This window comes from Acidocella sp. C78 (assembly GCF_907164655.1).
In genome coordinates, this window is the sequence record NZ_CAJQZK010000066.1 from 105,219 (window position 1) to 115,508 (window position 10,290).

Consider the following 10,290-nt stretch of genomic DNA (forward strand, 5'->3'; position numbering starts at 1 on the left):
CGCGATCAGCGCAGCTTGCGGTTCGGCGCGGTCAGGCGGATCTTGTGGGCAACCGGCGCTTCCGCAACCTCGGTGCCGCCATTGCTGGCGTAGACGATGTTGCTCGGCGCCTGGTCATAAATGAAGCCGTAGGTCGGGTAGGTCATGCCGAAACGGCCATTGCCAAGCGCAACCCTCACTTCGGTCCAGTTATTGTGCGGCGACACATCGATCACCGGTACGTCATGCGAGACGGTATCGGGGATCCAATTGGCCTGATTGACCAGAACCTCCCGGCTGTTGATCACCTTCGCGACGACGGCGACATGACCAAGCGGCATGCGGCCGGTCGGGCGGAAGTTGAGCACCGCACGCGGTTCGGGCCGGTGGCCGCGGGCATAGCGGCCGGCGGCCTCGGCCCACCAGAGGAACGCATCGCCCTTGATGTCGATATGAGAAACATCGCGGGCATAGGGCACGCACCAGCGATATCCATGGCTGCTGGCGAGGCGGTGCGGATAGCGGACGTGATCGCGCCGGGCCTCGTGCAGCACGACATGGTGAACCACCGGGCGATGCTCAACCGCGCGGCGGACAACGACATGGCGAACCGGAGCATGATGCGGTTCGACCGGACGACGTTCCACGACGTGGCGGATGGAAGCGGGATGTGCAACCACCGGGCGGTGGACGACAACGTGGCGCACAACGGCATGATGCACTTCAGCATGATGCACTTCCGCCGGATGGCGGTCGACGACGCGGCGGACAATGGCAGGATGCGCGTCCACCCGACGCGGCTCGACGACATGGCGGATGGCCGCGTGGACGACCGCGCGATGCACCGGCGCGGCGTGAGCAACGGTGTGATGGACGACGGTGTGATGGACGACGGTGTGATGGATTTGCGCTGCGCGGACGGCGGCGGGATGAGGCGAAGTGACGCGATCGACGACGTGATGGATTTCGACCGGATGTTCGGCCGACGCGCTGACATGATTTGTGGGGAGACGACGCGCTGCGACCTTGCGGACAGGAGCGGTCGAATGTTTTGTTACAGGAATGTCAATAACACGGGTCGCCTTGGCATGAGCGATCTGCGCGAACAGCATGACGGACGAAACGCCGCCGACAATGCGCAACACTCCATTCAAGTTTGTCACGCACGTTCTCATGCCCCGTTCACCTTCCCGACCCCCGTGACGCAATCGAACACAAAAAAACCACAATCCAAACAGGCATCTGCGAGATGATTCCAAATCGTCGTCACAGGCGCATTGCCGCTACGACTCGCTCGGACGGTCAATTCAAGCCACGCATACCTTGCATTTCTGTTACGGGGGACTGCGGTAAATGCAACCCTTCAGGCAAGCAAAAATGTCACACACGATGAGAATTTAATGTTTCGCCCGTGTCACAAACATCAATTTACCGCGAAATTGCTAACGCCGGGTGAAAATCTCGCACTCACCCGGCGGGAATCGCAACTTTCGGTAATTTGAGGGCAGAAGCCTCAGCGGCAGGCGACCACCATGATTTCGACCAGCAGGCGCGGGTCGGCAAGGCGAGCCTCGACGCAGGCGCGGACCGGCGCGCCGCCCTCCGGCAGCCAGGCCGACCAAACCGCGTTCATCGCTGCGCGGTCGTCAATCGATTTCAGCCAAATCTGAGCCTGCAACAGCCGCGTGTTGTCGGTGCCGTGCTGTTCCAGCAGCGCATCGATCTGGGCCAGAACGTCACGGGTCTGCGCCGTGATGTCGCCGGAGGGGTCAGACGCGACCACACCCTGGGTGTAGACGAAGCCATGATACTCGACGGCTTTGGAAAGGATTTCGTTCGCTTCGGTGCGAATGATGCGGCTCATGGACGTCTCCGGGGCTGGTGGCGGCCGCGAGTGGCGGCCGTGGCGCTCTTCTATCTGCGCCGCCGGCAGCGGCGCAAGCCATGCCCGCGCGGCGGGATGAAATCGGGTACCGCGAAAGACTGGACAAGCCGCCCGGTTGATCGGTAATATTCAACCTTCGCGTGTATTTTTGAGGAAGGTTTCGCGCCACTTGCTGGAAAGACTGTTCCGCGCGATCCGCCGGCACGATGCCGGGCCTTTTCCTGAAGCCGCCCCGCGGCCACGCGGGATGGCGGAGCGCGACACGTTCGATCCGGCGCCGGCGGCAGAACTCCCGTTTTCCAGCACCGGACCGCAGGGCCATCGCGGCCGGATGCGCGAGAAGCTGCTCGGCCGCGGCGCCGAGTCGCTGGCCGATTACGAGCTGCTGGAAATGCTGCTTTTCCTTGCCTTCAAGAAAGGCGATACCAAGCCGCTGGCCAAGGCGCTGATCAACCGGTTCGGCTCCTATGCCGGCGTGCTCGCCGCCGCGCCGGAGGCGCTGTTCGCAACGCCGGGCCTCGGGCAGCACAGCGTCGCCGCGATCAAGCTGGTGCAGGCTTCGGCCATCCGCCTGGCGCGGACGGAGCTTGCCAGCGCACCGCTGCTCAACAACTGGGAGCGTTTGATCGACTATCTCACCATGGCCATGGCGCGCGAGACGGTCGAGCAGTTCCGCGTGCTCTATCTCGACAACCGCAACCGGCTGGTGGCCGACGAGGTCGCTTCGCGCGGCACGGTGAACCACACGCCCGTCTATGTCCGCGAGGTGGTGCGGCGAACGGTCGAGACGGGCGCAACGGCGCTGATTCTCGTCCACAACCATCCGAGCGGCGATCCATCCCCCTCGCGCGACGACATCGAGATGACCCGGGAAATCCAACGCGCCGTCGCCCTGCTCGACGTGACGCTGCACGACCACGTCATCATCGGCAAGGCCGGCTGGCTGAGCCTCCGGCGCGAGGGTTTTCTTGCCGGGGCGGCTGTGTGAGCATCGCCCGCATCCAGAGCTTCGCCTTCGCCGGGATCGAGGCGCAGCCGGTCGAGGTGCAGGTGCAGATCGCCGCCGGGCTGCCGGTGTTCCTCATCGTCGGGCTGGCGGACAAGGCGGTGGCGGAATCGCGGGAGCGAGTGCGCGCGGCGCTGACCGCGATGGGCCTCGCCCTGCCGGCGAAGCGCATCCTCGTGAACCTCGCCCCGGCCGACCTGCAGAAGGAGGGCAGCCATTTCGACCTGCCGATCGCGCTCGGCGTGCTGACCGCGATGGACGTGCTGCCCGCGGAGGAGATGGCAGGCTTCGCCGCGATCGGCGAGCTGTCGCTCGACGGGCGGCTCGCGCCGGTAGCCGGCGTGCTGCCGGCGGCGATTGCCGCGGGGGCGCGCGATCTCGGCCTGATCTGCCCGGCGGCGCAGGGGCCGGAAGCGGGCTGGGCCGGCGAGATCGGCGTGCTGGCGCCGGCCGACCTGCTCGGGCTGATCAACCATTTCCGCGGCGACGCGTTGCTTGAACCGCCAGCACGGGGGCGGTTGCAGCCTCCGTCCAGCCAGCCGGACCTCGCCGACGTGCGGGGAATGGAGGGCGCGCGGCGCGCTCTCGAAATCGCCGCCGCGGGACAGCACAACCTGCTGATGATCGGCCCGCCGGGAGGCGGGAAATCGATGCTGGCCGCGCGATTGCCGGGTCTGCTCCCCGATCTGACACCGCGCGAGGCGCTGGAGGTCAGCATGGTTCACTCCGTTGCCGGGCTGCTGAACGAAGGGCGGCTGGTGACGCGGCCACCCTTCCGCGAACCGCACCACTCGGCGAGCATGGCGGCGATCGCCGGCGGCGGCAACCGGGCGCGGCCTGGCGAGATTTCGCTGGCGCATCGGGGTGTGCTGTTCCTCGACGAGTTTCCGGAATTCCCGCGCGCGGCGCTCGAGGCGCTGCGCCAGCCGCTGGAGACCGGGCGGACCACGGTGGCGCGGGCGGCGGCGCATGTCACCTATCCGGCGCGGTTCCAGCTGGTTGCGGCGATGAATCCCTGCCGCTGCGGCCACCTGTTCGATGCCGCCCGCGCCTGTGGCCGCGCGCCGCGCTGCGGGGAGGACTATCAGGGGCGGATCAGCGGACCGCTGCTCGACCGCATCGATCTCGTGGTGGAGATCGCGCCGGCGAGTCCGGCGGAACTGATGCGGGCACCGCCGGGCGAGCGGAGCGAGACCGTGGCCGCGCGGGTGGCCGCATGCCGGATGATCCAGCGCGAACGGCAGGGCGAGAGCGTGACGAACGCCGAAATCGCCAGCGACGCGATCGCGCTCGATGCCGGGGCGCGGGCGCTGGCGGAGCAGGCGGCGGACCGGCTGCATCTCTCGGCGCGGGGGCTGACGCGCATCCTGCGGATGGCCCGAACCATCGCCGACCTGGCGGGCATCGATGTGGTGCGGCGGGAGCATATCGCGGAGGCGATCGCCTATCGGCATCGCCAGCCCGGCCGCGCGGCGCCGGCGCGGCGGCTCGCGACGCAGGCGGGGGACTGAGCGGATTCCGATCCGTCCGGATCGGATACAGTGCTCCAGTCCAATGACCGTCAGAGCATCCTTGTCCGGTCATGTGGAAACATTTCATCGGATAAAGATACTCTAACGACGATGGGCAGGGCCGGGCTGGCCCGACGCATCGCACGGTCCGGGGGACTGCGTTACCCGAGTGAATGAGCCTGCACCAATAAAAAGTTTGCACCGGCAACATTCCATGGATACGAAAAGGTTAACTTGGGTGATTTACTGTATGCATCTTTAGATATAATATCTTTTTTGAGGCATTTCGTCATGTCCGGACAGGAAATTTTTACATATACCTTTGCCGACGGTTCATACACAGACACGGTCAACGTGACGATCTCGACAACGATCGCCACCATCACCAACCCCCTGAACATCGGTGTCGTTAGCGGCCAGGGGTATCCCGTGTTGTCGATCAGCGGAACCTGGGAAGGCAGCACAATCACCGGGATGGTCGGAAACAGCGGGCAAGTTCAGTAGGGCCGCAGCGTATTTTTCGACAACACGATTTTCCCGGGCACGACGTCCGGCGCCAGCTACAACGGACATGATGGCAATACGCAGGGACTCGATACGCACGGACTGGAATTCACAACTTCCCGCGGTGGGAGAAAGGTTTACGTAAATCTCTATTCGTAGGACGGTGTATTCTATGACATACAAGGTCAGGGCACTGGCGAAATTACGTTCGATGGCGTGACGCCGTCTTTGTCGTCGCTTGGTTCGAATGCCTGTTTCGCCGCGGGCACCCGGATTGCGACGACGCGCGGTGACGTCCCGGTGGAGGAACTGGCGAAGGGCGACGCCGTCCTCCTGCATGGCGGCGGGACGGCGCCCGTGGTGTGGGTCGGGCATCGCACGATCGAACCGGGTCGCCATGCAAGGCCTGACGCGGTGCAGCCGGTGCTGATCGGCGCCCATGCGATTGCGGATAACGTGCCGGCGCGCGACCTCGTCGTTTCGCCGGATCATGCGTTCTATTTCAACGGCGCGCTCATCCCGGCGAAAGCGCTCGTCAACGGCACGACGATCCGGCAGGTCGAGCGGCGCAGCGTCACCTATTACCATGTCGAACTACCGGCGCACGCGATCCTGCTGGCCGAGAACATGCCGGCGGAAAGCTACCTCGATACCGGCAACCGCCAGGCCTTCGAAAATGGCGGTGCCGCCATCGCCCTGCATCCAGAGTTCGCGCAGCCGCTGCGCGAGGCGGCAAGCTGCGCCCCCTTCGCCGAGCATGGCGCGTTCGTTGAGCAGGTCCGGATGCAGATCCTCAGGCGCGCAGGACTCGAGACGACGGAAGACGCGCAGCTTCGGGTCGAGTACCGCGCCGATGGCGCGGCGATCATCACGTCGCGCAGCGCGGTTCCCGCCGAGGTGACGCCCGATCCGCGCGACCGCCGCCGGCTCGGCGTCAAGATCGGCGCCTTGATGGCGGGCGACGAACCGGTGGCGCTCGATCACCCGGCACTGGCCGAAGGGTGGCACGGCGTGGAAGCCGATGGCCGCTGGACCGATGGCGCGGCGGTGGTGCCGGCGAGCCTGCTCAAGAGCCGCGTTCTGACCGTGACGCCGCTGAAAGCCGGTCTGCGCTATCCGGTGATGCAGCGGGCGGAGGAGACCAGGCTGACGGCCTGACCACATCCCGTCCCCTCGCCCTAGGTTCTGGACTCAACTGATCCAAGATGTGACGGCGAGGACGAGGCAGATACCTGCGAGGAAATTTCGTGCGGTTTTGTCGTAGCGTGTGGCGATGGCGCGCCAGTCCTTGAGCCTGCAGAAGGCGCGTTCGATGAGATTGCGCTTTCTGTAGGCGACGGGGTCGAAGGGCGGAATGGCGCGGCGGTTGGGCATGGGCGAGATCACGGGCCTGGTGCCTTGGCGGGTGAGGAAGGCGCGCAGGTCATCGGCGTCGTAGGCTTTGTCGGCGATCAGCTCTTCTGGTGGCGGTATTGTGGGCAGAAGCGCCCTGGCGCCGCTGATGTCGGAGGCCTGTCCCGGCGTCAGGAGGAGTGCGGCGATGCGTCCCTGCTCATCCGCGACGGCGTGGATCTTGGTCGTCCGTCCACCCCTCGACCGGCCGATAGCCTGGCTTTGCGCCCCCCTTTACCGCCCGCGGCCGCGCGATGTGCCCGAACCGAGGTGCTGTCCACCATGGCGATGCGCGGCGGATACGCGCAGGCGACCAGGGCCGCAAAGATCTCCTGCCAGAGGCCACGCTGGCTCCAGCGGTTGAACCGGTTGAACACCGTGGTTCGTGGCCATAGGCCTCAGGAAGCGCTCGCCATCGCAAGCCCTCGCGAAAGCGATGCAGGATGCCGCTCAGCACCCGGCGGTCATCAACCCGAGGCTTGCCGCCAAGCTTCGGCAGCAATGGTTCGATCGCAGCCCATTGCGTGTCGTTCAGCCAGAAAAGTTCCGCCATGTTCCAAGTCCTCCAAACAGACTTGAATCAGACGCTCCGTAGTCATGGCAATAGGTACAGAACCTAGTGTCCTGCCCCTGAAATTCGTGGGTGAATTTCAGGGACAAGCAGGCCACTAAACTATTGTTTTTTCCAGTGTCCACTTTGAATCTGAAATCCGATGGATTTCAGATTCGGGACACTAGAGCACTCTCCGATCCATCCGGATCGGATGTAGTGCTCTATAATATTGATAAATAGAGCATCACCCGATCAGATGACTCCATCTGATCGGGTGATGCTCTAAAAAACGGGGTGAGAGGCGGGCCGAGTGGCGGCGCCGTGGTCCGGGTGTGCGGGTGTCAGGATGCGCTGGCTAAAAACGCCGCGCGGAGGGTGCCCAGCCGGGCGGCGCCCATCGAGAGCTTGCGGATGCCGGCCGCGACCAGGAGGCGGGCGGTCGCCGGATCGCCAGCGGCTTCGCCGCAGACCGAGACCGGAGCCGTGCCGGCATCGCGGCAGACCTGGGCGCAGAGGCCGATGACCGCCGGGTGGCCGGCATCGGCAAAGCCGGGGAGATCCTTGTGGCCGCGATCCGCGGCGAGGGCGTATTGCGTGAGATCGTTGGTGCCGATCGAGAAGAAATCGCTCACCGCCAGCAACTCCGGCACGGTGAGGGCGGCGGCGGGCACCTCGATCATCGCGCCGAGCGGCGGCGGCTTGCAGCCCACATCGGCCGCGGCGGCCGTGAGCAGGTCGCGTATAGCGCGCAACTCGGCGGCGAAGGTGACCATGGGGACCATGACCCGCAGGTCGTGCCCGGCGCCGGCGCGCAGCAGGGCGCGCAGATGGGCGGCGCAGAAATCCGGCCGGCGGAGTAGCGCGCGTACGCCGCGCACCCCGAGCGCGGGGTTTTCCTCCGCCGCCAGGGCGAGGAAGGGCACCGGCTTGTCGGCCCCGGCATCGAGCAGGCGGACGACGACCGGGCGGCCCCGAAACGGCGCGATCATCGCGGCGACGCGGGCTTCCTGCTCATCCTCGCCGGGCATGTCGGCACGGCCGAGGAAGAGCATTTCGGTGCGGGCGAGGCCGATGCCGAAGGCGCCGGCACGGGCGGCGGCCGCGGCATCGGCGGGGCCGGCGACATTCGCCCAGAATTCGAGCGCCTCGCCACCCGGCAGGATGACGGAGGCGGGGCCCGGCGCGAGCAGGTCGGCGGCGCGGAAGCGGGTTTCGGTCGCGGCGTCGGAGTCGGTGACAAGTTCGCCGGTCGCGCCATCGAAGGCGACGCGGGCCGGGAGCGGATCGAGCGCGACGCCACCCAGGGCGGGAATGCCGGCGGCGCGGAGCAGGATCGCGGCGTGGCTGGTGGGGCCGCCGCGCCGGTCCAGCACGCCGAGGATGGTGGGCGGCAGGCTCGCGGCCTCGGCGGCGGTGAGGTCGTCCACCGCGATGATCGCGGGCGCGGAAGGCAGGCCGAGACCGCCACCGCCGAGCAGTTCGCGGAGCACGGCATCGCCGGCCTCGCGCAGATCGCGCGCGCGGGCGCGGAGATAAGGGTCATCCAGCGCCTCGTGGCTGGCGGCGGCGGCGGCGATGGCGTCGCGCCAGGCGGCGGCCTCGTGACGGCCATCCGCCTCGATCGCGGCGCGGGCGGGGCCGATCAGCGCCGGATCGGCGAGCAGGGCGGCCTGGGCGGCGAGGATCGGGTTGCCGAAAAGCGCGGCGCGGGCGGCGGCCAGCGCTTCATCGAGCCGGGTGAGCGCCGCCGCGCGGTCCGCCACCGTGGTTTCGGGCACCGGCGGGCGGGCGCGGATGACGGCGACGACCGGGCCGGCGGCGCGGCCAGGGGACATCGGCACGACTCCGCCAGGTGCCGCAATTGCACCCGGTTCGGTGTGAGACTCCGCCGGGCGCTCGGCGAGGATGGCGGCGAGGGCGGCGGCGGCGGGCTCGGCCTCGGGACCGGACGCCTCGATCGTCACCGCAGCCCCGCCCTTCGCGCCGAGCGCCATCAGCGCGGTCGGGCTGTCGAGCGGCGCGATGCGCCCATTGTGGCGGAGGTGCAGCGTGGCATCGAACCGGGTGGCGGCCTCGACACAGCGCGCGGCGGGCGGAGATGCAGGCCGTTCGGATCGGCCAGCGTGACCGTGCGGGTGATCGTGGCGGCCGGCGGTGGCGGCGCGGCTTGTTCTTGGTGCCGAGCGCATCCTGTTTCGGCGCGAGCCCGGCCAGCGCCTCGGCAGCGACGCGGTCGGCGGCCTGCCCCGCCGCCGCCGCAACGCCTGCGGCCAGAGCCCCCTCGACGAACGGCGCCGGGGCGAGGTGAAGCCGGGCGCGCAGAGCATCGTCCGCGAGGTCGCGCGCCATTTCGGCGCTGAGCACGGCGCTGCCGAGATCCATCAGCACGACGATGCCCTCGCAGCCGGCCAGCTCCTCGCAGGCGGCGAGGATGGCGAGCGGGTCGGTGCCGAGTTCGGCATGGTCCGGCCCGGCGCCGGCGGCGATGGCGAGGGCGAGGCGGTCGCCGGTCATCTGCCGGACGAGTTCGGCGGTGGCGCGGGCCAGCGCCGCGCTGTGGGAGACGAGCAGAAGGCCGGTCGCCATGACGCCGCGCGCCGGGGCCGCTCAGCCGGCGGCTTCGGCGAGGGCGGCGAGCAGCATCGCCGACGAGGTCGCCCCCGGATCGACATGGCCGATCGCGCGTTCGCCGAGATAGGAGGCGCGGCCCTTGCGGGCGACCAGCGGGGCGGTGGCCTCGGCACCTGCGCGCGCGGCCGTGGCCGCGCGGGCGAGCGCCTCGGGCAGGCTGGCCGCCCCTTCGAGGGCGGCGACGGCGGGGGTGAGCGCGTCGATCATCGTCTTGTCGCCGGGAGCCGCCTTGCCGCGGGCGACCACCCCGGCGACGCCGGCGGCAAGCACGCCGTGCCAGCCGGCGGCGTCGAGCGTGGCGCGGCCGGCGGCGGCCTTGGCCATCTCGACGAAGAGCGTGCCGTAGAGCGGGCCGGAGGCGCCGCCGACGGTGCCGATCAGCGTCATGCCAACGGTGCGGAACAGCGCCGCCGGATCGGCGGGCGTGCCGAGCTTCGCCATCACCGCCTTGAAACCGCGGGCGAGGTTGGCGCCGTGATCGCCATCGCCGATCGCGGCATCGAGATCGGAGAGGTGGCCCTGCTGCGCCTCGATCGCGGCGGCGGCGCGGCCGAGCCAGGCGGTGAGGAGCGGAACGTCGAGCTGGTCGGCCATGCGCAATCCCCCCTGCCCGCCTCAGGCGCCCCAGCGCAGCGCCGGGTGACGACCGGCGCATCCCAATGACGGATCATGTCGTCGGTCAGGCGCAGCAGGGTGATCGAGGTGCCGGCCATCTCGAGGCTGGTCATGTAGGGGCCGACCAGCGAGCGCGCGACCGTCAGCCCGTGGCTGCGGGCGATTTCCTCGGCCTTGCGGTAGAGGATGTAGAGTTCGACCAGCGGCGTGCCGC

Annotated in this window: 10 protein-coding genes and 3 pseudogenes; 5 read left to right on the forward strand and 8 right to left on the reverse strand. The window is 68.1% G+C overall.

Annotation, left to right across the window (positions count from 1 at the left end; genetic code table 11):
* Window positions 1–5 precede the first annotated feature (5 nt).
* Entirely contained in the window at window positions 6–548 is a 543-nt protein-coding gene (locus ACIDOCELLA78_RS85475; protein ID WP_249675328.1) for a CHAP domain-containing protein, read from the reverse strand.
* Here ACIDOCELLA78_RS85475 and ACIDOCELLA78_RS85480 point away from each other — a divergent pair.
* Window positions 507–1,232, forward strand: a complete 726-nt coding sequence (locus tag ACIDOCELLA78_RS85480) for a hypothetical protein (RefSeq protein ID WP_249675331.1) — start codon at window positions 507–509, stop codon at window positions 1,230–1,232. The two genes, ACIDOCELLA78_RS85475 and ACIDOCELLA78_RS85480, sit on opposite strands and share 42 nt — an antisense overlap.
* 260 nt (window positions 1,233–1,492) lie before the next feature.
* Here the strand turns inward: ACIDOCELLA78_RS85480 and ACIDOCELLA78_RS85485 are convergent, their stop codons facing one another.
* On the reverse strand, window positions 1,493–1,843 hold the full coding sequence (locus tag ACIDOCELLA78_RS85485) for a RidA family protein (RefSeq protein ID WP_201728136.1): 351 nt from the start codon (window positions 1,841–1,843) through the stop codon (window positions 1,493–1,495).
* A 190-nt stretch (window positions 1,844–2,033) separates the two neighbouring features.
* Here ACIDOCELLA78_RS85485 and radC point away from each other — a divergent pair, with 190 nt between their 5' ends.
* The 4 genes from radC (at window position 2,034) to ACIDOCELLA78_RS85505 (ending at window position 6,043) form a co-directional block, all read left to right on the forward strand.
* Entirely contained in the window at window positions 2,034–2,852 is an 819-nt protein-coding gene (radC, locus tag ACIDOCELLA78_RS85490) for a DNA repair protein RadC (RefSeq protein ID WP_249675334.1), read from the forward strand.
* Window positions 2,849–4,381: a YifB family Mg chelatase-like AAA ATPase gene (locus tag ACIDOCELLA78_RS85495; RefSeq protein WP_201728137.1), complete on the forward strand. Its 1,533-nt coding sequence runs from the start codon at window positions 2,849–2,851 to the stop codon at window positions 4,379–4,381. The genes radC and ACIDOCELLA78_RS85495 overlap by 4 nt, the downstream gene beginning before the upstream one ends.
* A gap of 291 nt (window positions 4,382–4,672) precedes the next feature.
* On the forward strand, window positions 4,673–4,885 hold the full coding sequence (locus ACIDOCELLA78_RS85500) for a hypothetical protein (RefSeq protein ID WP_249675337.1): 213 nt from the start codon (window positions 4,673–4,675) through the stop codon (window positions 4,883–4,885).
* A 216-nt stretch (window positions 4,886–5,101) separates the two neighbouring features.
* Window positions 5,102–6,043, forward strand: a complete 942-nt coding sequence (locus ACIDOCELLA78_RS85505) for a Hint domain-containing protein (RefSeq protein ID WP_249675340.1) — start codon at window positions 5,102–5,104, stop codon at window positions 6,041–6,043.
* 33 nt (window positions 6,044–6,076) lie between these two features.
* On the opposite strand, the pseudogene ACIDOCELLA78_RS85510 reads toward ACIDOCELLA78_RS85505, so the two are convergent.
* From ACIDOCELLA78_RS85510 to ACIDOCELLA78_RS85535, 6 genes and pseudogenes are all read right to left on the reverse strand, one after another.
* Window positions 6,077–6,830: pseudogene (locus ACIDOCELLA78_RS85510) on the reverse strand (IS5 family transposase).
* A gap of 341 nt (window positions 6,831–7,171) precedes the next feature.
* Window positions 7,172–8,665, reverse strand: a complete 1,494-nt coding sequence (locus ACIDOCELLA78_RS85515) for a putative PEP-binding protein (protein ID WP_249675357.1) — start codon at window positions 8,663–8,665, stop codon at window positions 7,172–7,174.
* A 123-nt stretch (window positions 8,666–8,788) separates the two neighbouring features.
* Window positions 8,789–9,157, reverse strand: a pseudogene (locus ACIDOCELLA78_RS85520) (HPr family phosphocarrier protein); the annotation flags it as partial.
* Window positions 9,105–9,416 (reverse strand): annotated as a pseudogene (locus tag ACIDOCELLA78_RS85525) (PTS-dependent dihydroxyacetone kinase phosphotransferase subunit DhaM); the annotation flags it as partial. The pseudogenes ACIDOCELLA78_RS85525 and ACIDOCELLA78_RS85520, both read right to left, overlap by 53 nt.
* Before the next feature lie 21 nt (window positions 9,417–9,437).
* On the reverse strand, window positions 9,438–9,995 hold the full coding sequence (gene dhaL, locus ACIDOCELLA78_RS85530) for a dihydroxyacetone kinase subunit DhaL (RefSeq protein WP_249675362.1): 558 nt from the start codon (window positions 9,993–9,995) through the stop codon (window positions 9,438–9,440).
* Window positions 9,902–10,290, reverse strand: a 389-nt coding sequence (locus ACIDOCELLA78_RS85535) for a dihydroxyacetone kinase subunit DhaK (RefSeq protein ID WP_249675345.1), incomplete at its 5' end; no start/stop codon positions are given. The genes dhaL and ACIDOCELLA78_RS85535, both read right to left, overlap by 94 nt.